At 44.2% G+C, this 26,248-nt stretch carries 31 protein-coding genes; 8 read left to right on the top strand and 23 right to left on the bottom strand.

Going from position 1 to position 26,248, the window contains the following annotated elements; translation table 11 throughout:
• Positions 1-171 precede the first annotated feature (171 nt).
• A complete protein-coding gene (locus DBX26_RS06465; protein ID WP_118118329.1) occupies positions 172-633 on the top strand; it encodes a hypothetical protein in 462 nt (153 codons plus the stop codon).
• Between the two features lie 124 nt (positions 634-757).
• On the opposite strand, the gene DBX26_RS06460 is transcribed toward DBX26_RS06465, so the two are convergent.
• The gene (locus DBX26_RS06460; RefSeq protein WP_065302282.1) at positions 758-1,840 is read right to left on the bottom strand and encodes an ABC transporter substrate-binding protein; all 1,083 of its coding nucleotides are present in this window, start codon (positions 1,838-1,840) and stop codon (positions 758-760) included.
• 181 nt (positions 1,841-2,021) lie between these two features.
• Between DBX26_RS06460 and DBX26_RS06455 the strand changes: the two genes are divergently transcribed.
• Positions 2,022-3,074 (top strand): iron ABC transporter permease, encoded by a 1,053-nt coding sequence (locus DBX26_RS06455; protein ID WP_020333135.1) that lies wholly within the window; start codon positions 2,022-2,024, stop codon positions 3,072-3,074.
• Complete coding sequence (locus DBX26_RS06450) at positions 3,074-3,844, top strand: ABC transporter ATP-binding protein (protein WP_254063515.1); 771 nt, start codon at positions 3,074-3,076, stop codon at positions 3,842-3,844. The genes DBX26_RS06455 and DBX26_RS06450 overlap by 1 nt, the downstream gene beginning before the upstream one ends.
• Before the next feature lie 114 nt (positions 3,845-3,958).
• Here DBX26_RS06450 and DBX26_RS06445 read toward each other — a convergent pair whose 3' ends face one another.
• From DBX26_RS06445 to DBX26_RS06415, 7 genes are all read right to left on the bottom strand, one after another.
• Complete coding sequence (locus tag DBX26_RS06445) at positions 3,959-4,603, bottom strand: hypothetical protein (RefSeq protein WP_118118325.1); 645 nt, start codon at positions 4,601-4,603, stop codon at positions 3,959-3,961.
• A gap of 33 nt (positions 4,604-4,636) precedes the next feature.
• Positions 4,637-5,116, bottom strand: coding sequence for a DUF2059 domain-containing protein (locus tag DBX26_RS06440; protein ID WP_118118323.1), 480 nt, complete (start codon positions 5,114-5,116; stop codon positions 4,637-4,639).
• A 96-nt stretch (positions 5,117-5,212) separates the two neighbouring features.
• The gene (locus tag DBX26_RS06435; RefSeq protein ID WP_014231662.1) at positions 5,213-6,004 is read right to left on the bottom strand and encodes a hypothetical protein; all 792 of its coding nucleotides are present in this window, start codon (positions 6,002-6,004) and stop codon (positions 5,213-5,215) included.
• 358 nt (positions 6,005-6,362) lie between these two features.
• Positions 6,363-7,151 (bottom strand): aminoglycoside phosphotransferase family protein, encoded by a 789-nt coding sequence (locus DBX26_RS06430; protein WP_118118321.1) that lies wholly within the window; start codon positions 7,149-7,151, stop codon positions 6,363-6,365.
• Between the two features lie 98 nt (positions 7,152-7,249).
• The gene (locus DBX26_RS06425; RefSeq protein WP_118118319.1) at positions 7,250-7,798 is read right to left on the bottom strand and encodes a hypothetical protein; all 549 of its coding nucleotides are present in this window, start codon (positions 7,796-7,798) and stop codon (positions 7,250-7,252) included.
• 123 nt (positions 7,799-7,921) lie between these two features.
• On the bottom strand, positions 7,922-8,359 hold the full coding sequence (locus tag DBX26_RS06420) for an N-acetyltransferase (RefSeq protein WP_118118318.1): 438 nt from the start codon (positions 8,357-8,359) through the stop codon (positions 7,922-7,924).
• Between the two features lie 117 nt (positions 8,360-8,476).
• Complete coding sequence (locus DBX26_RS06415) at positions 8,477-8,704, bottom strand: TM2 domain-containing protein (protein WP_065297651.1); 228 nt, start codon at positions 8,702-8,704, stop codon at positions 8,477-8,479.
• Positions 8,705-9,091: 387 nt separating this feature from the next.
• On the opposite strand from DBX26_RS06415, the gene DBX26_RS06410 reads away from it, so the two are divergent.
• Entirely contained in the window at positions 9,092-10,048 is a 957-nt protein-coding gene (locus DBX26_RS06410) for an IS110 family transposase (RefSeq protein WP_118118316.1), read from the top strand.
• Positions 10,049-10,070: 22 nt separating this feature from the next.
• Here the strand turns inward: DBX26_RS06410 and DBX26_RS06405 are convergent, their stop codons facing one another.
• From DBX26_RS06405 to DBX26_RS06380, 6 genes are all read right to left on the bottom strand, one after another.
• Positions 10,071-10,535 (bottom strand): hypothetical protein, encoded by a 465-nt coding sequence (locus DBX26_RS06405; RefSeq protein ID WP_065296741.1) that lies wholly within the window; start codon positions 10,533-10,535, stop codon positions 10,071-10,073.
• Positions 10,536-10,760: 225 nt separating this feature from the next.
• A complete protein-coding gene (locus DBX26_RS06400; RefSeq protein WP_254063513.1) occupies positions 10,761-11,201 on the bottom strand; it encodes a hypothetical protein in 441 nt (146 codons plus the stop codon).
• Positions 11,202-11,297: 96 nt separating this feature from the next.
• Complete coding sequence (locus tag DBX26_RS06395) at positions 11,298-11,648, bottom strand: hypothetical protein (protein ID WP_162889675.1); 351 nt, start codon at positions 11,646-11,648, stop codon at positions 11,298-11,300.
• Between the two features lie 373 nt (positions 11,649-12,021).
• Positions 12,022-12,279 (bottom strand): hypothetical protein, encoded by a 258-nt coding sequence (locus DBX26_RS06390; RefSeq protein WP_014231655.1) that lies wholly within the window; start codon positions 12,277-12,279, stop codon positions 12,022-12,024.
• A gap of 201 nt (positions 12,280-12,480) precedes the next feature.
• Positions 12,481-13,605 (bottom strand): 23S rRNA (adenine(1618)-N(6))-methyltransferase RlmF, encoded by a 1,125-nt coding sequence (gene rlmF / locus DBX26_RS06385; protein WP_118118313.1) that lies wholly within the window; start codon positions 13,603-13,605, stop codon positions 12,481-12,483.
• Positions 13,592-14,107, bottom strand: coding sequence for a M48 family metallopeptidase (locus DBX26_RS06380; RefSeq protein ID WP_020333119.1), 516 nt, complete (start codon positions 14,105-14,107; stop codon positions 13,592-13,594). Before DBX26_RS06380 ends, rlmF begins: the two co-directional genes overlap by 14 nt.
• A 149-nt stretch (positions 14,108-14,256) precedes the next feature.
• Between DBX26_RS06380 and DBX26_RS06375 the strand changes: the two genes are divergently transcribed.
• The gene (locus DBX26_RS06375) at positions 14,257-14,487 is read left to right on the top strand and encodes a glutaredoxin family protein (protein WP_118118311.1); all 231 of its coding nucleotides are present in this window, start codon (positions 14,257-14,259) and stop codon (positions 14,485-14,487) included.
• Positions 14,488-14,494: 7 nt separating this feature from the next.
• Here DBX26_RS06375 and DBX26_RS06370 read toward each other — a convergent pair whose 3' ends face one another.
• Complete coding sequence (locus DBX26_RS06370) at positions 14,495-15,364, bottom strand: LysR family transcriptional regulator (protein WP_065299573.1); 870 nt, start codon at positions 15,362-15,364, stop codon at positions 14,495-14,497.
• A gap of 111 nt (positions 15,365-15,475) precedes the next feature.
• On the opposite strand from DBX26_RS06370, the gene DBX26_RS06365 reads away from it, so the two are divergent.
• From DBX26_RS06365 to DBX26_RS06355, 3 genes are all read left to right on the top strand, one after another.
• A complete protein-coding gene (locus DBX26_RS06365; protein ID WP_065296734.1) occupies positions 15,476-16,699 on the top strand; it encodes an MFS transporter in 1,224 nt (407 codons plus the stop codon).
• A gap of 66 nt (positions 16,700-16,765) precedes the next feature.
• Positions 16,766-17,347 carry a DUF1415 domain-containing protein gene (locus DBX26_RS06360; protein WP_065296733.1) on the top strand — a complete coding sequence of 194 codons (582 nt, stop codon included), beginning with the start codon at positions 16,766-16,768 and terminating at the stop codon, positions 17,345-17,347.
• A 139-nt stretch (positions 17,348-17,486) separates the two neighbouring features.
• Positions 17,487-18,062 (top strand): nucleoside triphosphate pyrophosphohydrolase family protein, encoded by a 576-nt coding sequence (locus tag DBX26_RS06355; RefSeq protein WP_014231648.1) that lies wholly within the window; start codon positions 17,487-17,489, stop codon positions 18,060-18,062.
• 81 nt (positions 18,063-18,143) lie between these two features.
• Here DBX26_RS06355 and btuD read toward each other — a convergent pair whose 3' ends face one another.
• The 8 genes from btuD to cobT all read right to left on the bottom strand — a co-directional run bounded on the left by btuD (position 18,144) and on the right by cobT (position 26,239).
• The gene (btuD, locus tag DBX26_RS06350) at positions 18,144-18,911 is read right to left on the bottom strand and encodes a vitamin B12 ABC transporter ATP-binding protein BtuD (protein WP_118118309.1); all 768 of its coding nucleotides are present in this window, start codon (positions 18,909-18,911) and stop codon (positions 18,144-18,146) included.
• Positions 18,898-19,893 (bottom strand): vitamin B12 ABC transporter permease BtuC, encoded by a 996-nt coding sequence (gene btuC, locus DBX26_RS06345; RefSeq protein ID WP_014231646.1) that lies wholly within the window; start codon positions 19,891-19,893, stop codon positions 18,898-18,900. Before btuC ends, btuD begins: the two co-directional genes overlap by 14 nt.
• Before the next feature lie 112 nt (positions 19,894-20,005).
• Positions 20,006-21,034, bottom strand: coding sequence for a succinylglutamate desuccinylase (locus DBX26_RS06340; protein ID WP_065296732.1), 1,029 nt, complete (start codon positions 21,032-21,034; stop codon positions 20,006-20,008).
• Between the two features lie 309 nt (positions 21,035-21,343).
• Positions 21,344-23,149, bottom strand: a complete 1,806-nt coding sequence (locus DBX26_RS06335) for a M3 family oligoendopeptidase (RefSeq protein ID WP_118118307.1) — start codon at positions 23,147-23,149, stop codon at positions 21,344-21,346.
• Positions 23,150-23,236: 87 nt separating this feature from the next.
• Positions 23,237-23,854, bottom strand: coding sequence for an alpha-ribazole phosphatase (gene cobC / locus DBX26_RS06330; RefSeq protein ID WP_118118305.1), 618 nt, complete (start codon positions 23,852-23,854; stop codon positions 23,237-23,239).
• Between the two features lie 11 nt (positions 23,855-23,865).
• A complete protein-coding gene (gene cobU / locus DBX26_RS06325; protein ID WP_118118303.1) occupies positions 23,866-24,399 on the bottom strand; it encodes a bifunctional adenosylcobinamide kinase/adenosylcobinamide-phosphate guanylyltransferase in 534 nt (177 codons plus the stop codon).
• Positions 24,396-25,196, bottom strand: a complete 801-nt coding sequence (locus DBX26_RS06320; RefSeq protein ID WP_118118301.1) for an adenosylcobinamide-GDP ribazoletransferase — start codon at positions 25,194-25,196, stop codon at positions 24,396-24,398. Before DBX26_RS06320 ends, cobU begins: the two co-directional genes overlap by 4 nt.
• The gene (gene cobT / locus DBX26_RS06315; RefSeq protein ID WP_020333105.1) at positions 25,196-26,239 is read right to left on the bottom strand and encodes a nicotinate-nucleotide--dimethylbenzimidazole phosphoribosyltransferase; all 1,044 of its coding nucleotides are present in this window, start codon (positions 26,237-26,239) and stop codon (positions 25,196-25,198) included. Before cobT ends, DBX26_RS06320 begins: the two co-directional genes overlap by 1 nt.
• Positions 26,240-26,248: the final 9 nt, after the last annotated feature.

Here is a 26,248-nt window from a genome sequence, read left to right as displayed (position 1 = left end):
GATATCGCCTCTTACTGGCGATACTGGTTGGATACAAAGGCTCTCGCTTTCGTCGAGAGCCTTTTTTATTCTGCATCCAAAACACTCACATCGCTCAAAAGCGGCGTTTTATGGACGAATACCATCGCCCCACGCTAAAATGCGCTACTTTTGATAACTTCGTAAAACTCTATGACCGACGCTGATATCGAGCTTCAACACATTTGGCTGGAAGTTCAGGCAGAACGCTGGCACAACATCCCTCGTTTCCTGTTTAGTTTTTACTGCTACAAACACAACCTCGTTAGTAAAACGAATAAGCCGTGTTGGGAAACCGCGCGTAATGAATTACCTGCATCAAGCTCAGTTCAAGCTCGAAAAAACAGTGTGATTGATCCGCTGGTTCCGGAAGACGCAGTCGTTGGTTTGCTTAAAACGCTAAGCAAAGATGGAGAAATGTCTTTCGACGCTATGGCGAAAACACTAGACACGTTTTTGCACTATGTGGTGGTGAGCAAGCAAGAGCACGTAAAGCTCAAGCCAAATATGCCGGCGAGCTGGTATCAGGGGCATGAAAAGCCGTTAATGGCTCGTTTTGATCTAGCAGGTATTTCAATCCAGAGCCGCTCAGTTTTAAAAAATAAGCTAACTTAAAAACTTAATCGCCTAGCCACTGTTAGTCAATGGAATAGCACGTAGTCAATGAATGGCGGGAAATAAAAAGCCGAAGTGAATCAAGAGTGACTCATTTCGGCTTATTAAATATTAAGGCTTTAGATTAAAGCTCGGTCATAAAAGTGCCAGCTGGTTTGATCGGCAGGTACTTCTGATAAAAGTTGTCGTAAGCCGCTTCTGGATTTAAGTCACTAAACACATCTGGGTACATGATTTTGGCATAAAACTGGATCAACGCGCCGTCGATGATCGTGCGGCAAGCACCGTGGTAAGCTGCATACATACGGTTGTTTTTCACCGCAGAAATTGAAGACCAACCAATACGATTTTTAAAGCCCGCTAATCGCTCTTTTGCCAATGCTTCGTCAACACCTTCGCCCATGATCATCGAATCATCCGCACTGCCAGACTCGTAGCCAGTCATTACGATAACATCAGGATTTGCTGCAATGATCTGTTCTGGGTTCAGTTTGCCCCACCATTCAACAAACGGTGCAGAAATGTTGTCGCCACCCGCCATTGTCGCAATAGCGCCCCACATGTTTTTACCAAATGTGTAGCCAACCTCATTAACACCAGACGCACCGTATTCGGTGTAAACTTTCGGTTTATCCAGATTGGCTTTGGCTAATCGCTCGCTGATCATCTCAACGTTCTGTTTGTATTCATTCGCGATGGTCTCTGCACGCTCTTGCTGGCCGGTGATTTCACCAATCAGCTTAGTCGTCTGAACATGACGCTCTACCGTTTGAGCGTTGTAATCCACCACGATAACGGCAATACCTGCGCTCTTCATGCGCTCAACGTCTGACTCCAGTGCTTTGAACTGCCAATCCGCAAGCATTACCACATCCGGGCTCAGGCTTATTACCTTCTCAACAGAAAACGCATTGGTATCGACACGGCCAATCTCAGGGATATTATCCAATGATGGTCGATGCGCCACATACGCCTGCCAACTTGCTGAGCGTGCCTGCCAAATGTACTTTGACATGCCTACAACGTTGTCATACGCCGCTTCGGTACCGATTGCCATGTAATCTTCTGGGTAGAATCCGACTACCACTCTTTTCGCCGGCGAATCAAACGTAACCTCACGCCCTAATACATCTGTAACGGTAGTTTGTTCGGCAAAAGACAACGTGCTAACGCAAACAGCAGCAAGCGCGAATAAGTGTTTCAACATCAAGAAGGTTCCTTTTTATTCCATGAGTCAGGCAGAGACACTTCCACCCTCGTGGCGTATATTAATTCTTTTGTTAACGATAATGCAACTAACTATCATTAGTGCTAATATCGCCACCTTCTCACGAGCTCTGTAGGCTCCTCTACTGGTCGTAAAATAAATAATAATTAGGTAGTAAGTCGTGCAATCTGCAGTTTTAGAACAACTTATTCAGCAACAACGTAAGAGTGAAAAACGTCGAATCTTGGTGATCGGAGCTTTTGGCTTACTCATCCTGACGACCTTCATTCTTGATATCATGACAGGCCCCTCTTTACTGGATGCAACCAAAGTACTCCACTCTCTGTTTGAGTTCATCGGCTTGCCATACCAAGTTGCGCCATCCACCCAAATCATTGTGACTGAGTTACGACTGCCAATCGCGATAATGGCGATTGTTGTTGGCGGCGCGCTTGGTATGGGCGGCGCAGAGATGCAAACCTTACTCAATAATACAATGGCCAGTCCGTACACCTTGGGTATGGCTGCGGCGGCTGGTTTTGGCGCTGCGATTACTCTATATATGGGGTCCTTCGGTTTAAGCAGCTATTACGCGGTGCCGATGGGCGCATTCTTATGCTGTATGCTTTCAGCGTGTTTTCTATTCTCGTTAGCCTCAGCGCGTCATATTAGCTCGGGACAACTCATTCTGGCGGGTATTGCCCTACTGTTCTTATTCCAGTCACTCTTATCTCTGGTGCAGTTTGTCTCCTCTCCAGAGCTTAGCCAGCAGATCCTGTTTTGGCTGTTTGGTAGCTTAACGAAAGCAACCTGGAATACAGTCGCGATTACCTCTGCAGTTGTCTTCGTCGGCGGGATATTATTACTGAAAGACGCATGGAAGCTTACCGCCCTACGACTGGGTGAAGAGCGAGCGAAAAGCGTCGGCGTGAACATCACTCGCTTACGCATGAAAACACTGTTTATCGTTGCTGTCATCACGGCTACTGTCACCAGTTTCGTCGGGATCATCGGATTTGTAGGCATCGTCGCGCCAAACATGGCCAAATCTATGGTGGGAGAAGATCAGCGCTTCTTCTTACCGCTCTCCTTCTTAATTGGTGCGTTCTTGCTTTCTGGTGCTTCTGTACTGTCAAAGATCATCGTTCCAGGTGCATTATTTCCGATCGGTATCGTTACGGCGATCATCGGAGTACCTTTCTTTTTCTGGTTGATTTTGGCGAAGCGAGGTTAATGATGCTGGTAGCAAATAATGTAAATATTCAGATTGAGTCACTTACCCTTGCCAAGAACTTCAATTTCACATTGGAACCGGGTCAGGTAACCGCCGTTCTTGGTCCAAATGGCGCGGGTAAAAGTACGCTACTCAAAGCCATTTTTGGAGATGTGAATCTGGCCAGTGGTTCCATTTCTCATTACGGTGACGAGCTAGATAGCAAGTCTCTCTCCTCATGGCGTGCCAAGTTTGGTTACATGCCACAGGACATCGGCTTACAGGTTAGTTTGACCGTTCTTGAAGTTGTACTGATGGGACGTTTAGACAGTTTAAGCCTGCGCATCGATGACAAATTACTTGGTGAAGGCTTACAAATACTAAACAGTATTGGTATGGCGCATTTAGCGAACCGGAACGTAAGCTCTTTAAGTGGTGGTCAGCGTCAAATGATTTTGTTCGCGCAAGCCATCATGCGTAACCCACAAATTATGCTGCTTGATGAACCCGTCAGCGCGCTTGATCTTCATCACCAACATGTGTTGCTTGATCATCTCGTGACTCAAACCCGTGCCGAGAACTACGTGAGCATCATGGTATTGCATGATCTCAACCTCGCCGCGCAGTACGCCGATAATCTATTGGTAATAAAACAGGGGGAATTGGTTAGCGTAGGCTCGCCAAAAGAAGTCTTAACCACAGAGTTAGTAAAAGACATCTATCAAGTGGAAGCGAATGTTCATCATGACAACGACGGCGTACCATTCGTCAGAACGATGAAGGCCAGTTAGTTAAAACTCGGTAAATTGGCGTAGATGAAATATTGCTAGATATCGCAATAGCTGCCGATATCTAGCAATAAATTATCACTTGAGAACACATCCAGTTTGGTCGCTATTTCGCGTTTAATATGAAATTTGAACGGATACCCCTAGCCAAGACGCCCCCTCTCTCTTATCGTTTGAAGATTGCCAATTTTCAATGAAAGCCCACTTGGAGTTCGTCACGCCATCGACGCCTGAGTCGAACCACTCGCCTTGGGCACTATTGAGAATGTAATGCAAGGAATCCTCCACCGAAATGACGGATATAAGCATCGTTTTATTTGGGGTAGATTCCTCCATATCCAGAATGCTCACCGGAACCTGTAATTTTTCCATCAGCTGGAATTCGACAGGAAACACCTTACGCAAGTATCGGTTTGTTTCATCGTCACGAATGACAACTTTACACTGCAAGCCAAATTGACCAAGAACATAAAGCATTGCGCCCAGGGAGTTGTACCCCGAGTGTTCTATATATTCTGGATTCCCTCCGGGTGTAATAATCCCGGTGACTTTGTAGAGCTCTAGTGCAAGGCTGGTTAAGTCGTATGAATCGTTTATTTCTATTGAAGACCCTGTGAATGCAACTTCTTCTGGTACATATCTTCGTAATTCAATAGACGATGTAAAAGGCAATCTCCCCAAAGCTGCTAAACATGCAACCACACAATAAGGACCACAATACAAACTGCCCTCTGGCTGCCTTAATTTTGGAAAAATACTCATTTGATCCTCATTGTTGTCTTAAACACATAGCGTCTACTGTATTTGGTGCTTTTCTAAGAAAGGAGTCAGTTTCTCAATAAGTTTGGGTTGAGCACGCTCAGCTTCTTGCATGCCTAGTTGAGCGCCTGCTTGCATTAATGCCGGCGATTTTTCTACAAGTTTTTGCCCTACAGGTGTCGCGTAAAACTCAATCATTAATTCGATTTCTTGTTGGCTGAAAGCTTGAGAATAAAGTGCACCCATCTCAACGATGATGTTTTGGCGATTGATATCATTAATGAACCAATCTCTATAAATGTTAACGAGTTCCTCTTTTTCAGTTGCATTCAACTGAAGGTTATTCGCTAATTGTTCGATGACTGGTGTCATTGCTTCAAAGCCACCGGAAAGCTGTTTCTCTACTTTCATCACCTCTAGTAAGCGATCGACGACTTCTTGTTTATCAGCTGCCATACCACTAATTGGGCTAGCCACAAGTAAAGCTACCACTATAAGCTTGCGTAAATTTTTCATTTTAACTCTCTAGTTTTTTAACATTCTGTTAAGGGAGAAGAAAAGGCAGATAAAGTGCCATCTGTTGCGAATCTGCTTTAAACACTGTTAGCTATTTTATTCACCCATAAGACCGATGGCATACTCACGAAGAACTCTGGCATTGTCTGCATAAGCCGCATTGCCACAAACAATGTTTTCATAACTAATCTCTGGTGATGAATAGAATGGATGCGTTTCATCCGCATAAGCCATGATGGTACCTTTGCCACCACAAATATAACCATATGAATACTTTGTAATTTTACTCGCTAAGCTTAAGGGGAGTCGTTTTGAAAGATCAAATGGCATTCCACCGGTTTGATTCGATAGCGTTTCCATATCATGGCTTGCCCACGCCAAATGACCTAACTCATGTTCTAACACATGATCTTTACATGTAAGTCCAATTGTAAAAAACTGAGGATACACTGATGGACGAGTTTCACCACACCAATCGGTTGTAAATTGCGAGATGTTTTTTTTGAAAACCAGACCATAAAAACCCGTTTTACTGCCATTGACCCGCTCAACTTCTTTAGAGTAGTAATACGCTAAAAAATCGTGCACTACGCTAAATTCTTCCGCTTCTTCCCCAAGAATTTTGGGAGCATAGATAATTTTGTCCAACGTCCGCTTTATAGGAATACATGAGTTTTTCAAAGCGCTATTCGAAAACGTTATCCATCGTTGAATGTGATCTTCGATGACAAATGACTCGTAATCTTTTTGAACTGAATCTGAGATAAAGAATGTAATTGGTGTTTCTAGAGTACGTGACATTTGACATTCTGGTAGGTCAAGAGTACTACTCAGAGAGTCCCAACATAATCCGAAAATGAGTAACACTGAAGCTAGTATTTGTTTCATCTCACTACGACTCCTTTCTGACTAACAACCCACATTTTTCAGACGTCACCAAGCGTCTTTTTCTGTCCACTATGATGTCGTCTTTTTTTGAGCACTTCAAAGGATAATCAGTAAGTTAGCGATCGACACTATGAATTTAGCGATACAATATTGCATTATTCTGGACTTTCGATGTGACGCAGCCATTTGAGGAATTTTTGTTACGGGAAAGGCACACATTCCGCTTATGAGGGAAGCTACCACTATAAACTTGCGTCAATTTTTAATTTTAACTCTCTAGTTTTTTTAACATTCTGTTGAGGGATGAGCAGCGCAAAGCAAAAAGGCCACGCGTTGCGAATCAATTTTATGCGCTTTGCTATAGGCATTCGTCACACATCAATACGTCTGCAATGTGGTGTGAATTATTTTCCAAATATTTGATATCAGCTAAATACGCCAAGTGATGGCCATCTTTAATATTTGCGATAAAAGCTTCATTTCCATTGCTCGCTTCATTAAGCATATGGTCGACCAACGCTTGGATTCGGTGGCACATATCAGTAACAAGAGAAATTCGTTCCGCTTTACTCAAACCATAAGCATCACAAAACTGCTTTGCCCTAATCGACTGCGAATATAGATCCCCCATTGCATCATATTTATCTGTTTTGAATGGAGCCCAACAATAAAGTGCGTAAGCAATATCCCAATTCCTTGGAGCCGGGTGAGCAGTGTCAAAGTCAATTACCCCTACGACTTTGGAATCAACCAAAGCAACATTATAAGGCGCATAGTCACCATGGCAGATAACCTCCATCGGTTCTCTACATGGGAGCATCCAAGTTAAATTTTCCGCTGAATTTTCTGATATAAATGAGCGAGATGCATCATGATACTGACGTAATAGCTGGCCAGCTGAAACGAGAGCTTCTACAGTTGCGATATTTCCTTTGAGAGGATAGTTGAAAACCTCACCCTCAACATATGACAGAATTTCATTGCCATTGTTGTCAAAGCCGAAAGGTTTTGGGGCAGAAGTAAAACCTTCATTTGCGATATGTAATAGCAACTTTTGAACGGTTTCAGACCATTTACCACTTGGGCGAGACACCTTGTCCCCTAAGCGATAAATTGCATTTTCTCGTCCGCCATGCAGTTGTTCCATTTAATTCCTTATATGTATTTTACTTGTAGCCAAACGCCTCGAAAGTACATCATCATGTGCGTACTTTTTTGGTGTGCCTTGAATTCCTTGTAGTATTTCTATTTCTGGAATACAAAACCCTGACTACTCGGTTTCACTGCCACTTCCATTGAGCCTACTTTAACTTTTAAGTTGGGATACGAACTCGTTTTTTCGTACCATGTCCCACCCACATTCATATGTACGGCTTCAGACGAATCTTTGTTTAGACTACGAAAATCTAGTTGCCCATCAATGTTATAATCGGTAACTGAGCCGCAAGTACCTTCAATACAACTGTATGATATTGCGTTGAATACTCCATCACCATCTTTGTCACCAATGGAAACAACATTCGTTGCCGTATCTGAAACATGAATGTCTGAGCCATTAATTACGACTAGCTTACTGTTTGTTTCAACGACTTTTTTGGTACCCTCTCGTGAGTACCAAACAGTCAAGCCCCCAACCCTACACTTCTGGATGACCGAGTCTGGTTTCGACATCCCAAACCCTTTCGCCAAATCGGCGTTACTTTCCACTGATACTTCTTCACATATTGGACCTTCAATTCGGGCTGAAGCACTCGTTGATACTACTATTCCCAAAACAAATAACATGAACTTCATCGAACTACCTTATTGAGATATAACGCCGATTTAAGGGGTAAACAACGCCTCCACGCTACCTAATCTACTGTGCGATAAACACTAACGTAGATTCAAACCAAAAGCGCCAAGCGTTGCTAATCGTTAAACGCTTTGTTTTGTGCCCAAACACATTGTGAGTTCTGGGTGTCCAGTATGCTCATCTAGTTGTTCGCTGACCACTTTGAACCCCTGAGACAAATAAAACTGACAACTAGCTTGGTTTTCCTTGTATACGGACAGACTTAATACCGTTCTCTGCGCTTTAGCATGGCTCAACAACTGCTTACCAATGCCTTCACCTTGACGTTCGGGAGCAACAAATATCGCAGCCAATTTATTTTCATACAACGCATAAAAACCAATTACTTTAGACTCAACTTCATAAACGTAGGTCTCTGAGGATGGGATATAGATATTACGCATGTTATCGAGTTGAGATTCCCAGAACTCTGCTGAAACGAAATTATGGGCTTGAACTGAAGCGTTAAGCCAAATTTCAAGAACTGAATCTAAGTCATTTTTGTTGTACTTTCGTATCATTTTTAGACTCTAGACAATCAAATTTACTGGACAACTTCACGCCCTGTTAATGGGTGAACGACGAATAGTAAAAATACCGCGGGTTGTGACTCACTCTTTAACAATTTGTTAGACTATTTATGTCCACTTTTGTAACAACTTGTCTTCACTATCCGTGAATTTCCCTAAAGCTAACACAATGCAATCGTAAATAGCCCAAAAGCCCAAACCACCTAATGTTAAGAGCTGAAAAATACCAGACTTTACTCTTCCAACATAAAATCGATGAACACCAAAACTCCCCAGAAATAAACACAATATAAATGTAATCAATATTTTTTTATCTGAAGTTTTCTTATTATCCATTTTTAACCTGCCTTTAACGTTTAAGAATTTTACGTCGCATAACGAATACATTTATATATTCACCTAACGCCGCGTTAACGTGCGAGCAACTCTACCACCCAACCTAAAACATTGTGCCGTAAACCCTAGAGCTGATTCAAACTCAAAGCGCCAAACGTTGCGAATCAACGTTAAACGCTTGTATGGATAATAATCACTCTACTCGGGTAAGGTGAGACCCAGACTTTAGCAGCAACTAAAGTTCTCTACGAAGCAGTTCGATTGAACACTGGCTCCTCGATTGAGAGACCGATAACAAACGTGAACACTTCGTAGAACTCCAAGCATAAACCTCGAATACTCGACTGGGTCTCGAACCCGCATTACGCAAGCATGAGTTAGCTTATTATGAATACAAATACCAAGCAAAGTATCAATGTCGGAGTTGATACGGGTAAAACACGATTAGATATTTACATCCGCCCTATCGATCACTTCTTCACTGTAGAGAACAACGAAAAAGGGATAGAAAAAGCAATTAAAGTCATCCAGCAATACCATCCAGAACGAGTCGTTATTGAAGCAACGGGAAGATTGGAAATGCCTTTTGTCCTCGCTTGCTCAGAGCATTCACTGCCTATTGTGAGAGCAAATCCTATTCACGTAAAACGTTTCGCAGGGGCTATTGGTCGTAGAGCAAAAAACGATCGCTTAGACGCTCAACTTATCGCTCACTACGCAGAAGCAATCAAGCCTACTATTCTTAATATAAAGCCTAAAAACATTCGATTAATGAGTGACTTAGTTATCCGACGAAATCAGCTCATGGGCATGCAAACGATGGAAAAGAATCGGCTGCAAATTTTACCCCAAAGTCTTCATTCAACGATAAAACCTCTACTCACTGCCTTAAAAAATCAGATCACTAAAATTGAGCAGAAGCTAGAAAAACTCATAGAAGAAAGCCCAGAATATCAAAGTAAGAACATCATTCTACAGAGTGTTCCAGGAGTGGGACCTATAGCAGCTGCATCTATCATAAGTAATGTCCCAGAATTAGGTTACATCACTAACAAGCAAGCTGCGTCCTTAATAGGAGTAGCTCCAATAACCAAAGAAAGTGGTCGATATAAGGGAAAGCGCGCAATACAAGGTGGGCGAGCTCAAGTACGTACAGTGTTGTACATGGCGATGATGTCGGCGATGCAATGTAATCCTGTATTTAAAACCACTTATGAACGATTACTCGCGGCAGGTAAACCTAAAAAAGTAGCCATCATAGCCTGCGTTAGAAAGATGGTGGTAATTCTTAATTCAATGCTAAGAGACGGCGTCATGTGGGATAAGAATCTCGTTAAAAACTAGCTATTGACGCCATACTCGTTTGTTATGTATTTCTTACAAACTTCATGTGCTTAGCTAGGTTTACATATAAAAAACAGCTCCAAAGAAGAATAATGCTAACACCAAAGGGAGTTGTAACGGTTACCTCATTTTCTACGCCGAAAGCTGAGTCGTACATTTGAAGTAAAACGACGATTGGAAAAAGTATAACCGAAAATCTAATGGTTACTACAAAGCCAAGACTGAAATATCGTCCTAAAAAGTCTCTCCCACTATTAGCACCATTAGCCCTGTACGTAAAATAGGTTCCCGCCAAAACTACAACAACATTGGAAATTGCCTCTATTTGGTCCCATATATTTGTATATTCGTTGTTGCTGCCTTGAAAGTACTCAAAAGCAGCAGCACTGGATACAATATAAATCAGTGCGTATATAAACCTATCTTTTTCTGTAAGCCTGCCTCCTAAAATGTCACGTTTCAAAGCCTCAATATTCCAAAAGTACATAATATTTTCCTCACACCCGCAAATAACTATAGAGTATTACCAATTAAATCTAACCACTTGTAAAATAATGATTTTACCGAGTAATTTCACAATTTTTTTAGGAAACCTCTAACGCCCTATTAATGGGTGAACGACGAATACCGAAGCCGCCGTAAAACACCTTAATCGCTCAAGCCAACGCATAGTAAAAATACCGCGTGTGCCGAATCGCTTTTAAATTATTTGTTAGGTGCGATACTTAACCAGCTGTTGCCATTCAGTAGAGCTAAATACAGAACTTGGAATTCTAACCATGCGTCTAATCATACCCTCCATGTAAGTCAATTCTAAATATGACCATATGCTAAAACCTGAAATCTCAACATCACAACCATGTCCATCCCAAAAAATAATCCCGCGAGTTGTATTGACAGAAAGATTTTTAAAGATAAATTGAAGATACTTTCGTTTATCAAAAGCTCGCCAAACAGATGATAGAACGAAACATATAAGCAAAAATAAGCCAAACTCCCTAGACATCACATGAAGCGCGTAAAAATATACAGCATCTTTAACTAACTCAATTCCCAAATACCTATCAATCTTTAATAGGTCTCCTATCTTCCATATTTTCTCCAAAGCACATAACGCCACATTACTGTGTGAGCGACGCAGTAACCTGACCATAACCATTGCGATGTAAACACATGACCCAATCCTGAGCTGAAAATGCCAAGCGTTGGGAACGCTGCCTTAAACTCTTGTATGGTAAATTATTAAACATTAAGTGAGGTTAGATAGCTTAATCACTAAGTTATAAGCAAGTATTGCTGTTATCAACCAGCATAATATCGTTACCAACGTTACATTTAATTTACTCATAATCTTCTCATGCTGAAGAATAAAGAATAAAGGCAGTAATGGGTCAGATAGTGCCTCCAATGTAAATCCATCGGCAAGATCATTGGTAAAAAAGTACGATTGCATAGCTAACAATAATAACCAAAAATATAGAGACCATTTAGAATGCAAAATTGCTTTAGTTCCCACACAAACTCCTTTGAGCGATAGATCGCCAAAACTATCAATAACCATTGGGGATGCACGAGTTAACAACGACTTTAATTTACGCATCCACTTCTCATCTATTTGCCGAACGCTATTTAGACGTCACCAAGCCTGCATTTTCTGTCAAATATGATGTCGTCTTTTTTTGAGCACTTCAAAGGATAATCAGTAAGTTAGCGATCGACACTACGAATTTAGCTATACAATATTGCATTATTCTGGACTTTCGATGTGAAGCAGCCATTTGGGGAACTTTTGTTCGGGAAAGGCACACAATCCGCTAATGAGGGAGTGTTAATACGAAATGACAGAGGGATGGCTGAAATAAAGCAGTCCGTCAGTTCTAAATACCGAAGTAAATTAGAGCTGACGGGTGGAAAGAGGTAGTGGGCAAATAAAGATAAGGCGAAACCTTAAATCTCACATTTTAAATATCCATCTATTTATTATCCGCAACATTTATCGTGATCACGCCAGCGGCAAGCGCCATATCGACCACCTTTTGAAATTCGGAAGGGTGAAGCATGACATACCCCGTCAAAGCGTACCCATCATGTTTGGAGGTTGGATCTCTTTCACCGCTACCACTTATGCGGATCTCACCGGCGACTAACTCTGCCTTTCCTAACATGACAACACATTCGTCTTCTTCAACTTTATCCGTTGAAGAGTATTCTCTAACAATTCCTACCTTCATGTTTATTCACTCATATAAGGGAGTTTATTGAATAGTAGTAACGCCCTGAAAGTTCGTCAAAATAGAAAGTGATGTTGTAGGCTTAAAGCAAAAATGGAGTATGCGCTGGGAACAACTAAGTAGAATCTGTCAGCTCTGATTGCAGAGTAAATAAAGAACTGACAGATTGAAAGATTTAGGTGAGCTACATTGTTTATTTGGCTACTTAAGCGCTCGCCACGCCTTTCGCTGCTCTTTATCCATATACGACCAGGCAATAAAACGGCTGATTTTTTGTCCCTGGCTCATCTCTACCACACGAATGGCTTTTACGCCCAATTTCTCAAGCTGCTTGCGCATAGGGCGAACATTCTCTTTTTTCGAAATCAGAGTAGTAAACCAGAGCACTTGGGCGCTGAAGGCTTGGCTTTCGTTAGCCATTTTACGGATAAACGCCGCTTCTCCGCCTTCGCACCAAAGCTCTGCGTTTTGACCACCAAAGTTAAGCGTTGGTTTTGCCGTGTTTTCGCGCGCTGGTTTCACGCCTTTCTTACGTTGGTTAGCTCTAAGGTTGTCCACTTTACGTTGACTTCCCATCGCGGCTTCTTCTGCCGAACGGTGAAATGGTGGATTACAAGTTGTGACATCGTAACGCTCATTCGGCTGAATTACCCCGCGATAGATGTTTGCCTGGCTCATCTGGCGAACCAGTTCGATTCTGCCATTTAGTGACACATTGCCATCGACGATTGCCTGAGCCGATTCAATTGACTTAGGATCAACGTCGCTTCCGGTATAGTGCCATCCGTATTCTGTCACTCCAACAATTGGGTAAATACAGTTTGCACCAACGCCAATGTCCAACGCTCGCACATCGTGATGCGGGTATTTACCTTTCACTTCCCCATCGAGTAACTCAGCGACACGGTGAATGTAATCCGCACGTCCTGGAATTGGTGGGCAAAGATAGTGTTCAGGGATATCCCAGAATTCAATATCGTAATGCGCGGCTAACAAGGCTTTATTGAGCATTTTGACCGCTTTTGGATCAGAGAAGTTTATCGAGTCTTCCCCGTTCGGATTTTTAATCACAAAAGCTTTTAGCCCAGGCTCACTTGCCGTTAATTTTTTAAAGTCATAGCGGCCACGATGCTGGTTACGTTCGTGTAATCCACTTTTAGCTACTTTAATGAAGTCCACATCGCTGTTCGTTGCCACTGGCGATTTTGCTTTAGCAGAGGTTTTTTGCTTCACACGCTTTTCGCCTTTTGCATCGCCTCTACTCTGCTTTGGCTTGGCATTTTTTCGAGATTTTTCTGGCTTAGCGGTGTGGTTATTGTTCTTCATTCGAATTCGCTTTTAAATCGAGGTAAATCATAAACAGACGGGCATCAAACTCTAACTGGTGATACTCGGGTTCCATATAACAGCACAGTTGGTAAAACGCTTTATCGTGGTTTTTCTCTCGCGTATGAGCCAGTTCATGAACCACCAGCATTCTCAGTAGTGGCTCTGGAGCTTCTTTAAAAACATTCGCAATGCGAATCTCGTTCTTCGATTTGAGCTTGCCACCATGATTACGACTGATCACGCTGTGCAGCCCTAGCGCATTATTAATCAAGTGAATTTTCTTATCGTAGACCACTTTACTGATAGGTGCTGCTTTCTTCATGTAACGATTTTTTATCGCTATGGCGTACTCATACAGCGCCTTTTCACTTTTAATTTGATGACGTTCTGGATAGCGCTTTTCAAACCAAGGAACCAGTTTACCGCTGTCTACCAGCGAGCTAACTTGCTCAACAATGTGTGGAGGGTAACCCTGAATGTATCGAAGTGACGGATGCATGGTATAAAGTCTGCTATGACAAGGGAAAGGCGCTAAATATACCTGAGATAATCAGCACTTTCACCCTCGCTTTGACAATAGATTTCGCCTTTCAATTGTCGATAAAGGTAGTTAAACTTCGCATCCCAAAGATAATGGAGAGAAATTCAATGAAACGTGTCGTTCTTTACGTCAAAGATAAATGCCCCCACTGCAAAGATGCTCAACGTTATCTGGACTCGAAAAAAATCACTTATCGCCTTTGCAACGCGAAAATGCAACGTGGCCGTAAAGAGCTGGATGCGCTGGGTGCCCGCTCACTTCCAGTCCTGAAAATTGGCGACCAGTTGATGATTGGCTGGAATCCCAAAAACTTTGAAAAGATGTATAAAGGTGACTAGGGTCTGACTACAAATAACGTTTAACGAAATCAATAAACGTTCTGTCTGCAATCGATAAATAACCGTCTTTCCGCCATGCTAGCGCCAGATCGAGCGTAACTGGCGGATTAAACGGAATCCCCACCACACCTTTTTCATGCTGAGTGACCAGTTCGAGTAACGCCGTAATCGCAAACTCATGCTTTACGATGCTGAGGATCAATGGCAATAAGTTGGTTTCAAATGACGACTTCATGGTAAAGCCGTGCTCCTCGCTGACCTGGTCTAAAAACTCACGATGGAAATAGCCGCGCTGGAACATCACCAATTCGTGTTCAAAAAACTCATCAAAGGTGAGTGATTCACGCTGTGCTAACTCGTGCTCTGGCGCGACAACGGCAACCATCTGGCTGGTAAACAGATGATCGGTCTCGAGATCGTCGGGTACATTGTCACAACTAATCACCCCGATATCTAACCGTCCATCAAGCAACATACTTCTTATCGAATGCGTACCCGCTTCCACCAGCGTTAATTTCAAATCCGGGAACCGACTCTTAAACGCCATGACGATACGTGGGAAAAAATAGCTTCCCATCATCGACGGCGTACCCAAGCGCACTTCACCTTTAGCTAACCCTTTCAGTTCATTAATCGCGAGCTGTGCATCGTGCAATTGCTGAATGACCCGCTTCGCGTGAACCAACAAGGTTTCGCCCTCTTGGGTTAGGCTAATCTTCTTATCTTCTCGCCGAAACAGTGTGACTCCCAGAGACTGCTCGAATTTTTTAATAGAGATACTCAAGGCAGGCTGAGCAATGTTCAGCACCTTCGCGGCATGGGTGATGTTGCCTTGCTCTGCGACAGCAAGGAAATGTTTCAGTTGCTTCGATTCCACTAGATCAAAAATATATGGTATCCATATTTTTAATATATTTTTTTAATTTACGATTAGCTGATAGATTGATCACAGTTTCTTTATATTGCGCTCTCGCATCAGGCAGGACACATGGTCATCTTCGGCACGCCAGAATACAAACGAATCACGCTCGCTCTTGCGCTGGGTTCATTCTTAGTCTTCTCTAACTTATACCAGTTGCAGCCTATGTTGCCGACCTTTGCTCAGTTGTTTGCCATTTCTGAAACGCAGGTGAACTGGTTGTTTGCCTCCTCCACGCTGGCGCTCTCTTTCAGCCTGGTACCAATGGCAGTATTGTCTGAAACCATCGGACGAAAACCGGTCATGATGGCTGGCTTATTCGCTATCCCGGTTCTGTCTGCACTGATGTTACTTGGTGATTCATTCCTGTTTTTAGTTATCTGCCGCGCCCTTATTGGTGTTGCATTGGCGGCTTTTGCTGCTGTAGCGGTCGCTTATATGGCAGAAGAACTCGATAAACACGCCTTCTCCATGGCGATAGGGACTTATATTGCAGCCAACTCATTAGGTGGCATTGTGGGTCGTATTAGTGGCGGCTTATTGGCTGACAACTTCAGTGTGGATGTAGCGATTGAAGCCATAATGGTAGTGACCCTGTTAGGCGTAATTTGCGTACATTATTTGCTGCCAAAACAACGCAACTTCACCCCTTCTTCAAGTGGATTAAGACAACAAAACCGAGCAATCTTAGGGCACTTCAAAAACCAGCGGATATGGTTCGCCATGTTGATTGGTGGCCTTAATTTCGCACTATTCGTTAACCTGTATTCAGTAATGGGTTTCAGATTGGTTAGTGAGCCGCACAACATTCCGGTCGGCTTGGCATCACTTATCTTCGTTTGTTATTTAGGTGGTACGTTCTCATCCCGTTGCGCAGGCCACTGGAGTAAACGTTACTCATCTATTTTGGGTATGTTCTTAGGTGCTATTCTCAGCATGAGCGGCATGTGGATCGCGGCGATTGAAAGTGTGGCTGCCATGCTGTTTGGCTTGCTTCTGATTAGCTTTGGAGCCTTCTTCACCCACACTTTGGCTTACGGGTGGGTTGGCCAAAAAGCGACAACCGCGAAAGCGACCGCAACGGCTCTATACCTTGTGCACTACTATGTGGGCGGCAGTCTTGGTGGATTCTTACTGCTTTACTGCTGGCAACATGGCGGATGGTCAACAGTACTTGTCGGCGGTAGCGTGGTCTATCTAGCGATGTTTAGCGCGATAGCTTATCTCAAACGCATCACACAGACACACGACACAAAGGAAAGTGAAGAAGTAGCCAGCTTGAGAAGAAGTTAATTAGGGTCAACAGCCCCTAGTATATCTGCTATGCTTGCGCCACTTTCAAAATGATTTAAAAATCGTATGTCAACGCGCTCAACAACAACAAACCAAACTACAGATGTAAACGCGATCACCCAACAAGTGGATCAATGGCTGAATGATGTCGTTATCGGACTGAATTTATGCCCGTTTGCAGCCAAACCGCAACGTAATAAACAAATTAAAATCTTCGTTAGTGAGGCGTCTCAAGAAGAAGCCTTGCTGGAAGATATTTTGTTGCAGTTAATTGAACTCAGTAATACAGAGCCAGAGAAGCTGGAAACGACCTTAGTCGTTGTTCCAAATATGCTCGACGATTTCTGGGACTACAACTTGTTTATTGATTGGGTTGAAGGCTTAATCAAGCAGCAAGATTGGGAAGGTATTTTCCAGGTGGCTACGTTCCATCCAGATTACTGTTTTGGTGGTGCAGAGCCAGAAGACGACGAGAACCTGACGAACCGCTCGCCTTATCCTATCTTCCATCTTATTCGTGAAGAGAGCATGGAAAAGGTGTTGAAACACTACCCTGATCCTGAGTCAATCCCAGATACCAACATCGCGCGTGTTTCTGCCCTTTCAGAGGAAGAGCGCAAAACGTTGTTCCCGTATTTATTTAGATAAGTTACGGCTTATAACCTTCAGAGCGGCACCCTACTTCACTCCAAGCGGCAGATTTAATAGTCAGTTAGACTCTTGTCTCTTGGGGAATAAAGAGCGGTTTGTTATCATGACCGCTTCAATCGATTCAATGGATATCAGAATGCAACTGTCAAAGCTAACCCAAGAGATTTTTGATCACTTATACCGTGACATCACCGAGTTCCGTAGCACGTTCGATCTTCCAGTCGCAGACGAAGCGAGTCTGGATGCGCAAGCGGATACGCTGCACACATCTTTGGCGATCGAAGAGCTGACTGAGCTGGCAGAAGCAGATTGTAAAACAGAACAAGCAGACGCAATCGTAGACAGCGTTTACGTTCTTATGGGTCGTCTTGTACACCTTGGTAACAGCAAAGTGGAAGACAATCTGGCGATCAGTTACCTGATTGACCTGCTACTGAACGTTGCAGTAAACCGTGGTATCGACTTTATCCCTTGCTGGGACGAAGTGCACTCAAGCAACATGAGCAAAGTGTGCCGCAACGAAAAAGAATACACAGAAACAGAAGCATTCTACGCAGAACAAGGCATCAAACTGATGGCGGTACATCAGGGTGAGTACATCATCGCCAAATGTGCAGAAGACTTTGTATCTGAAGGCAAAACGGTACGTAAAGGCAAAGTTCTAAAATCGGTTTACTACCGTCCGGCGGACCTTAAGCCACTGACGCAATAAACAGCGACAAAAATCACATCGAAAAAACGACCCGAGTGGGTCGTTTTTTATTGCTTGAAAGCTAAGAGAGAATAGGAAAACCTATTCGAAAAGCAGATACGGTTTCTCTTCAACCATCACCCTTCTTACCTGAGTGTTAAAAACCTCTCCCAGCCCCCCTTCTGTTAATACATCCTCAGCTTTGCCTGATGAGTGCAACACGCCATTACTCAGCAACAGCACCTTATCAGCATGCCTCAGAGTTCGGTTTAAATCATGGTTCGCGACCAACACACCTACACCCTGAGCCGCGACTTCAGCAATTAGCTGATAGAGCAGCCCCTCTTGGGCGATATCTAACGGAGCAGCAGGCTCATCCAAAATCAGTAGCTGCGAATACGGGTTGATACTGCGCCAAACCTGCAAACACACACCGGCCAGTCTCACACGCTGCCATTCACCGCCAGAAAGCGTCTGAATGCTACGGTGTAACTTATCCTGTAACTGAACAAGCTCAATCACTGCGTTTACCGCGTCGCGCACTTTGCTGTCACTGATCTTCACCCCACTAGGTAAAGACAGCGCGAGATACTGAAATACATCGACGTTAAATACTGGTCTGGATTGCTGACATAAATACCCTCTCAGGTAAGCCTGCTCAGACAACGGCATAGTGAGTAAATCCCCGCTATTAACGCTCACTTTACCACTAACAGAGTCGTGGCTGGTAAGCGTGCCGGAAATCGCGGCCAACAGCGTACTTTTCCCCGAGCCATTTGGGCCCACGACATGCACGATCTCCCCTGCGTTACATTCAAACGACAATGGTAATAGTCGGTTTCCTACCGCAATATGCTTAACGTGCATCATGACTCTTCACCAGCATCCAAATGAAAATAGGCGCACCAATCGATGTGGTCATAACGCCCAGTGGCAGTTCAGCAGAGTCGAGTAATAATCTCGCACCGATATCAGCAAACACCAACAACGCAGCACCCGCTATCGCAGACAGCGGCAGCAAGTATCGATTTTCTGTACCAAATGCTAAACGCAGCAGATGAGGCACAACTAATCCAACAAAGCTGATTATCCCTCCAAGAGCGACCGAACCACCGACAAGGATTGAAATCGCTAATATCAATTTCCAACGCATTTGATGAACATCGATGCCGAGCTGAGTGGCGTGGATTTCACCTAACATCAGCTTATCGAGCGGCTTGCCCTTACAGCACAGCCAAATCAAAACAGGCAACATCACTAATGTTACGGTATGCTGATACCAACTCGCCCCACCAATGCTCCCCATCAGCCAATACATTAACTGGCGAAGGCTGAGATCATCGCTGAAATAGAATGCCCAAGTAACAATTGCACTAGAGAATATCCCCAACGCCACACCAACCAGCAACAAGCGCGCGGTTGTCAGGTGCATCACTCTTGCAATAGAAACCAAGATTAAGGTAAACAACATCGAACCTGCGATGGCGGCCAGCATAAAGATCAGCGGCGTCGGCAAGGTAGGAATCGCAAACATCACCAATACCATGGCGAGGCTAGCGCCACCGGAAATACCAAGCACACCCGGTTCAGCGAGAACGTTGCCTAACAGCACTTGAAGTGTTGCACCAGAGACAGCAAGCGCAGCGCCAATAATGGCGGCAGACAGCAATCTTGGTAAGCGTAAATCCACTAATAACTTGTGCTCGAATGCGGAAAGCGATTGAAAAGGAGAAAGGAAAATCTCTCCGACCATCAGGTGAATGGCAGAGAGTAATATGAGCACGGCGGACATAATCAAAAGATTGCGCTGCCAGCGACGCTCCTTGTTCAGGATAAGTTGTTGAAAATCCATAATAGCCGATAAAAACAAACGAGGCCTAACCTTACAGTTAAGCCTCGGTAAATTGCAACGACTTCGAAGCGTTACACCTAATATTTCGCGTTATGCGTCTGAAAGCTTTGCTTTAATCGTATACCAATTCGCCGTCTTCAAAGCGGGTTTTCACTTCGCAAACCATTAAAGCTGCGCGCTGACCAATGGCAACCTTACGGTTTGGAAAGACGATTGCTTCGTTATCATTCTTAGCCATCAGTGGTTTATCACCATCGTGACCGAACACTTCACCATGAACAAACGACGTAAAGTTTTCTACATCGTCGTCAAACATGAAGTCGAAGTCATCGTGTAATCGCACAATAGTACGGCTAACACGATATTTAATACATGGCTTAGGCAAATGCTCAGCTTTAGTACCTGAAACTAAATTGCGCAGCGCTAAATCAAACGCCGTCAGCTTATCTAAATCATTCTCACCAATTCGAGCAACACGTCCGAGCTCCATTGTCAGAGCTTGCGCGCTAAAATTTTCTGCACTGTACCAGCTGAATGTACTCGCCGGAGAGTTTGATAATAGAACCGCTTCAATGTGGCCACTATCCAAGAACTCCATTAAAGCTTGGCTTCGAACCGGATGGCGTGTCTTAGGACTCACAGCAAACGTGTAGTGTTTAGAACCACGAATTGCACAGTGTAAGTCAAGATGCCAGCGCGTTTCTGGGTCAGTACCTTTAAAGAAGTCACAGACGTGCAACTTCAGTAAATCTGCAATAGCCAACTCTTTGGTTGGCGTATGACCTTTATCATCGAATAAGCGGTTGAGGTTTTCCTCAAGAAAACGCGTATGCGCCAAGGTAGACTCAGGGTGAGCGATGATGAATAGACAACGGGCATCAACCTTCATAAAACCGGATTCAATGTCTTTAATCATTGAATCGACCAGTTCCATCGGTGCCGTTTCGTCGCCGTGAATACCTGTTGAGATAATGATGTTTTTCGTCTCCTGAGTGTAGTTCTCAGGGACCACTTCTAGCACACCACGCTGATAGAGTTTTAGTGTCACTCCATTAGATAGCGCCAGCTCTGCTGGTTCTACATCAATATGCATATCTAACGTATCAGCTAAAAACGATTGGCGAAAGAAAGACTTCGTCATGCGTTACTCCTTAATTGCACGGCGGGTATGTTAATAAATTGTACAAAGAATTTTTGTTGCTGCGATCCCACTTATGAGTAGAAATCGACATTTTCAACGAAAATCCAATACCGTTTCGAGCCATACACTCAAACCAAGCAACAAACCGCTTATTTGTTAATCAATTACAAATTGTTATACCCAAGTAACCTAGTGCAAATGGCATCTCAAGTCACTTGGGTATAAGGCTGTGAACTTTAACACAGCCCTGATTAAGATCATTATGATTTCACGATATTTTTCGCGTCGAGCTCATGCACCATCACAATACTATACTGTCTGGGCTCGTTGATTAAGCAGCTGCTCAAACTCATCGACCTTCTGCTGAACCAAAGCTACACTCTGCTGCCAAAAATCAGGTTTCGTTAGATCCATCGACAAGTGCTTATCAACGACTTCTTCAGCGGTCATATTGCCTGTGTCGCGAAGCAAGTTAATGTAATCGGTGTAAAAGCTGTCGCCCTTTGATTCGCGCTGAGCATAAATACCTTTACTGAAGAGGAAACCAAACAGGTATGGGTAGTTGTAAAAGCTCACACCAGAGATTGAGAAATGTAATTTGCTCGCCCAGAAATACGGATCGGCTTCGCTCATCACGTCACCATACCAATCTTTCCAGGTTTCAGACATCAATTCACAAAACTCTTGCGCAGTCAGTTCACCGTTTTGGCGGCGTTCATAGAATGCTTTTTCAAATTCGTAACGAACAGGAATATTTACCATCAGCGCAAGTGCAGAAGAGAGCTCTTCCCAAAGCATTTCCAGCTTTTCGTCGACACTTTCAGCTTTTGAAATCAGATGATCGCGAACGATGTTTTCCGCAAATATTGAAGCGGTTTCCGCCAGCGTCATCGGGTAATACGTCTGACAAAGCGGTAAATCACGGATAACCCAGTTATGGAATGCATGACCTAATTCATGTGCTAGCGTCATCAAGTCGGAGCGACTGCCACTCCAGGTCATGAACACCAATGGAGTACGCGTTGCGGGTAACTTAGTGCAGTAAGCTCCTAAGCGTTTATTTGCGTTTGGCTTCGCATCAATCCAGCCATTCTTGACCATCATTCGAACAAACTCTGACATGTCAGGGTTAACCGTTTCAAATGCTTCACAAATCACATCTATCGCTTCGTCAAAATCGTAGACTTTAGCGTCACCACTCAGGGCAGGCATAGCAGCAAGGTGATTCCACGGTTTCATCTCATCTAAACCATGCACCTGAGCCATCAGTAAACCCGCTTTTTGGCCGATACCGCGGCTTTGTTTTGCTACAGCCATCATCGCATCCAGTGTTTCCGCTTGAATACGGCTGCCATGCAAACTTGGATCGAGGAAATGGACTTCACGCTTTGTCGAGCGCTTTTTGTTTTCAGTCAGACGCCAACCAGCAAGCGCATTGAGAATGGCAGCAAAGGACTCTTGATGCGTTGCCATCGCGGTCTGTACACCGCGCCACGCCGCTTCTTGTCGGTTAAATTCAGATCCATAAAGAATGCTGGCTGCCTGAGAGAAGCCAAGCTCTTCACTGCTTCCATCATCGTAATTCAAGGTCACTTTCAGAGAGCCAGTCAGGTTGTCGTACAGCTTACCCCATGCCGACTTGCCATCCACACTCATCGCCGCCAACAGTTTTTCTTCTTCTGTACTTAGACGAGTATCAGCCAGGTTTCTCAAGTTCTCGATGGTGAACGCCTGACCACTCACATCGGTATTTTTATGGTTCAAAACACGCGCAATAAAATCATCATCCGCGTGTGTTAGCGTTAACTCAAACGCACTGAATGCTTGCGATAACTCAGAAAAAATACGAGTCATACGCCCTAACAACGCTTTTGCTTCCGCGTTGCTTGAATCAACAGATGAATAGCAATTAGCGAAATTAAAAATCGTACGTGCTAAGCGATTTGCTGCCTCGTTGGTTAAAATGGCGTTTTGCATCACTTCAACATTCTGGCAATCCAATGACTGCTTATTGAGAAGTTCAATACATTGCTCTACCAAAGCAATGTCATCTTGAATTCGCTGATCAGCGAGATCCTGATATGCGATGGATAAGTCCCAACTTGGAGTGGTCATTTATCTTTCCTTTTTATGTAATCTGGCCAACCCTTCCCTATTTGAATTGTTTTAGGGAATAAAATTGGCCTCTTCCGTGACTTTTTACTATCTATGCTCAATCAAAGGTACACCTATCGAACAAACGGAGGCGTAGATTTGGTCATCAATAGTGATTGTTATATGTGTGATTGACGCATTGCTGATCGCTAACGTCGAATACCAACGCGGGTTGCGCCAGTCAACGTCTAATATATGAGCGAGAATCATTCTAATAACGCCACCATGCGTGACAATCAGCAGGTTGTCATTGATATCATTGATAATTTGAGACCAGGCACTAGTTACACGCTGTGAAAATGCGTTAAGGCTCTCAGCATTGGGTAAGGTGTGTTGTGACGGAGATTGCCAGAAGGACTCAAGTTTTTTCCAGTCGTCGTTCAGCATGTCGAACGGCACACCATCGAAATCGCCAAAATTCATTTCTCTTAGTTCAGAATTTTCGCTCACAGGAAGCATTTGCTGCTCGCCGATGATTTCTGCCACGTCGCTGCAACGGGAAAGTGTAGACGTAATAATACCGCTGACTTCACGTCCCTGCTCTTTCCAAGCCTGAGCAATGTCTTGCTGCTCGGACTCTTTTACCTTTAAATCCGACTGACCATGCAACCCAGGTGCGGCATCCACTTTACCGTGACGCATGAGATAGATATTAAGCGTTTCCATGATGTTAAGCCCTATGCTTTGAGTACGAGTGGTAATCCAGCAGCAACAAATGAAACTCGCTGGCACACTTGCGCAAGTTGTTGGTTCATTCGACCGGCATTATCGACGAAATAGCGGCTAATCGCGCCAAGTGGAACGATACCCATCCCGACTTCATTAGAGACAAAGATCAACGTCGCTTGTGAGTGAGACACCGCTTCTACCAGTTTATTAACTTCTGCTTCTAACTTCTCATTTGAGCATTCGTCGCCCAGTTCGAAAATCCAGTTGTTCAGCCACAGTGTCAGGCAATCAATCAAAACGACATCATCGTGATTAAAGCTTAATAGCAAATCAGCAAGATGCAGCGGACATTCGTGTTCCTGCCACCCTTCTCCGCGTTGCTTTTGATGGTGACGAATGCGATCACGCATCTCATCATCAAACGGCAACGCCGTCGCGACGTAATGCAAGCAAGCATGTTGAGCGTCAGCAGCCAGCCTCGCGGTTTGTTCTGCTAACTTGGATTTTCCGGAGCGTGCTCCACCTAATATTAGTTGCTTCATGATGTGTGATAAAAGGCAATGAGAGTGAGATAAACCAGCAACTCAGATAACTGTTGCGCAGCCCCTAAGCAATCGCCGGTAAATCCGCCAATTCTTTTAGTCAGCCATCGTTTAAAACCATAGCGAAATACCGCTAAGACCAGCACAATAACGGCGGTCTGAGTAACGCCAAGAAACAAAGTAACAAGGCCACCGGTGAACAGTAGGATCACCACTTCTAATGACGACTGTTTGTTGGCAAGGGGCTTGCTTTTGGAAGTGTCGCTGTCACTGACATACGGCATGTCGTAGATAAGCGTAGCCGCCAAAGCACGGCTGGCGGTGTATGCAACGACAATCGTTAGCAAAAATTGTGGCTCCTTAGCCAGCTCGCCCCAAAAGACAAACTTCGCCAGCAGTGCCATAACCAAAGTTGCAGCGCCATAAGTACCAATACGGCTGTCTTTCATGATAGACAGTCGTCGCTCGACGGTCATTCCACCGCCGATACCATCGGCCATGTCGGTTAAACCATCTTCATGAAATGCCCCTGTCAGCAGCAGACTAAATACCATGGTTAAAACGATCGAGACGGAAGCAGGAAAAACCAAACTCAACAGCCAAAAACTCGCTGCGCACAGTAGGCCCAATACAACACCAACCAACGCGAAGTAGCGCCCGGCTTGGTTCATGCGAGCTTCACTGTATGGCAAATTTGCAGGAACAGGTAAACGGCTAAAGAAACTCACCGCCAACAGGAACAGCTCCCATTGATAACGCCAATTACCTGTCTTTGCTTCATAAGGTGCTTCTGACACTAAACTGTTACTCCAGCGCTCTCAAAGCTCGCCATATTGTTGTAAAACTGAGCTGCCGCTTTCACTAAAGGTAAAGCCAGCGCTGCACCCGTTCCTTCACCTAAACGCAAACCAAGGTCCAATAGAGGCTCTGCTTGTAAATACTCCAGAACAAACTTATGCCCGGCTTCCTCAGAGCAATGAGCAAACAACATAAAATCGCGCGTCTCTTCATCAAGCAGCGTGGCTATGTATGCGGCAACTGAAACAATAAAGCCGTCGACTAATACTGGTGTTTTCTGGCGTTTTGCTTCTAAAAATGCTCCCACCATTTGCACAATTTCAAAGCCACCCACTTGGGCTAACACTTCTTTCGTGCTGAGTTCATGGCAACGCGCCACACCGTGGGCAACGGCTCTAATCTTACGGTTTAACTGCTCTTGATTGATGCCAGTACCCAATCCAACACAGTGATCTACTTCCAGTGGGCTAAGTGCGGTTAACAATGCCGACGCAGAACTTGTGTTGCCTATCCCCATCTCTCCGAACATAAGCAGGTTGGAACCCGACAAAATGGCTTGCTCTGCCACCTTCGCGCCATATTCCAAACCAAGCGCCACTTGTTCTAAAGACATCGCGGTTTGTTTGGAAAAGTTCGCAGTGCCATTACCCAAGCGTTTCTCTATCAAGTTCGGATGCGATTTAAAGTCCGGTACCAGCGTATCTATCGGTGACAACATGCCACAATCGATCACTTTGAATTGAATTTGGTTAAGTTCGCAAAAACAGTTGATTGCCGCGCCGCCAGCGAGAAAGTTAGCGACCATTTGCTGTGTGACGGCGCTAGGTGCAATGCTTACGCCCTCTTCGGCTACACCATGGTCACCAGCGAATACCAGCATGGTTGGCTGACGAATTGTGATTTGTTCTACCGCTGCGCTTTGATCTTGGCTTTGTATCAGTGCCAGTTCCAAGGCGACTTTCTCAAGCAGCCCTAACGATCCAACTGGTTTGGTTTTGTTATCAATACGCGCTTGAATATCAGCGGCGAAAGTGCGGTCCATGTGTTTGGT

The organism is Vibrio sp. dhg (assembly GCF_003443775.1).
In the GTDB taxonomy this organism is placed as follows: Bacteria; Pseudomonadota; Gammaproteobacteria; order Enterobacterales; family Vibrionaceae; genus Vibrio; species Vibrio natriegens.
This window is presented reverse-complemented; position numbering and strand designations above follow the sequence as displayed.

What these genes read in the sequence shown, in the direction of transcription:
- DBX26_RS06335 (WP_118118307.1), bottom strand. Translation starts at nt 23,149, where the DNA reads ATGACCACTCCAAGTTGGGACTTATCCATCGCATATCAGGATCTCGCT.
- cobT (WP_020333105.1), bottom strand. Translation starts at nt 26,239, where the DNA reads ATGGACCGCACTTTCGCCGCTGATATTCAAGCGCGTATTGATAACAAA.
- DBX26_RS06435 (WP_014231662.1), bottom strand. Translation starts at nt 6,004, where the DNA reads ATGAAACAAATACTAGCTTCAGTGTTACTCATTTTCGGATTATGTTGG.
- DBX26_RS06415 (WP_065297651.1), bottom strand. Translation starts at nt 8,704, where the DNA reads ATGGATAATAAGAAAACTTCAGATAAAAAAATATTGATTACATTTATA.
- btuD (WP_118118309.1), bottom strand. Translation starts at nt 18,911, where the DNA reads ATGATGCACGTTAAGCATATTGCGGTAGGAAACCGACTATTACCATTG.
- DBX26_RS06445 (WP_118118325.1), bottom strand. Translation starts at nt 4,603, where the DNA reads ATGAGTATTTTTCCAAAATTAAGGCAGCCAGAGGGCAGTTTGTATTGT.
- DBX26_RS06410 (WP_118118316.1), top strand. Translation starts at nt 9,092, where the DNA reads ATGAATACAAATACCAAGCAAAGTATCAATGTCGGAGTTGATACGGGT.
- DBX26_RS06430 (WP_118118321.1), bottom strand. Translation starts at nt 7,151, where the DNA reads ATGGAACAACTGCATGGCGGACGAGAAAATGCAATTTATCGCTTAGGG.
- DBX26_RS06400 (WP_254063513.1), bottom strand. Translation starts at nt 11,201, where the DNA reads ATGGTCAGGTTACTGCGTCGCTCACACAGTAATGTGGCGTTATGTGCT.
- DBX26_RS06395 (WP_162889675.1), bottom strand. Translation starts at nt 11,648, where the DNA reads ATGCGTAAATTAAAGTCGTTGTTAACTCGTGCATCCCCAATGGTTATT.
- DBX26_RS06360 (WP_065296733.1), top strand. Translation starts at nt 16,766, where the DNA reads ATGTCAACGCGCTCAACAACAACAAACCAAACTACAGATGTAAACGCG.
- DBX26_RS06465 (WP_118118329.1), top strand. Translation starts at nt 172, where the DNA reads ATGACCGACGCTGATATCGAGCTTCAACACATTTGGCTGGAAGTTCAG.
- DBX26_RS06440 (WP_118118323.1), bottom strand. Translation starts at nt 5,116, where the DNA reads ATGAAAAATTTACGCAAGCTTATAGTGGTAGCTTTACTTGTGGCTAGC.
- DBX26_RS06355 (WP_014231648.1), top strand. Translation starts at nt 17,487, where the DNA reads ATGCAACTGTCAAAGCTAACCCAAGAGATTTTTGATCACTTATACCGT.
- btuC (WP_014231646.1), bottom strand. Translation starts at nt 19,893, where the DNA reads ATGGATTTTCAACAACTTATCCTGAACAAGGAGCGTCGCTGGCAGCGC.
- DBX26_RS06380 (WP_020333119.1), bottom strand. Translation starts at nt 14,107, where the DNA reads ATGCATCCGTCACTTCGATACATTCAGGGTTACCCTCCACACATTGTT.
- cobC (WP_118118305.1), bottom strand. Translation starts at nt 23,854, where the DNA reads ATGGAAACGCTTAATATCTATCTCATGCGTCACGGTAAAGTGGATGCC.
- DBX26_RS06365 (WP_065296734.1), top strand. Translation starts at nt 15,476, where the DNA reads ATGGTCATCTTCGGCACGCCAGAATACAAACGAATCACGCTCGCTCTT.
- DBX26_RS06340 (WP_065296732.1), bottom strand. Translation starts at nt 21,034, where the DNA reads ATGACGAAGTCTTTCTTTCGCCAATCGTTTTTAGCTGATACGTTAGAT.
- DBX26_RS06450 (WP_254063515.1), top strand. Translation starts at nt 3,074, where the DNA reads ATGATGCTGGTAGCAAATAATGTAAATATTCAGATTGAGTCACTTACC.
- DBX26_RS06420 (WP_118118318.1), bottom strand. Translation starts at nt 8,359, where the DNA reads ATGATACGAAAGTACAACAAAAATGACTTAGATTCAGTTCTTGAAATT.
- rlmF (WP_118118313.1), bottom strand. Translation starts at nt 13,605, where the DNA reads ATGAAGAACAATAACCACACCGCTAAGCCAGAAAAATCTCGAAAAAAT.
- cobU (WP_118118303.1), bottom strand. Translation starts at nt 24,399, where the DNA reads ATGAAGCAACTAATATTAGGTGGAGCACGCTCCGGAAAATCCAAGTTA.
- DBX26_RS06460 (WP_065302282.1), bottom strand. Translation starts at nt 1,840, where the DNA reads ATGTTGAAACACTTATTCGCGCTTGCTGCTGTTTGCGTTAGCACGTTG.
- DBX26_RS06375 (WP_118118311.1), top strand. Translation starts at nt 14,257, where the DNA reads ATGAAACGTGTCGTTCTTTACGTCAAAGATAAATGCCCCCACTGCAAA.
- DBX26_RS06390 (WP_014231655.1), bottom strand. Translation starts at nt 12,279, where the DNA reads ATGAAGGTAGGAATTGTTAGAGAATACTCTTCAACGGATAAAGTTGAA.
- DBX26_RS06405 (WP_065296741.1), bottom strand. Translation starts at nt 10,535, where the DNA reads ATGTACTTTTGGAATATTGAGGCTTTGAAACGTGACATTTTAGGAGGC.
- DBX26_RS06425 (WP_118118319.1), bottom strand. Translation starts at nt 7,798, where the DNA reads ATGAAGTTCATGTTATTTGTTTTGGGAATAGTAGTATCAACGAGTGCT.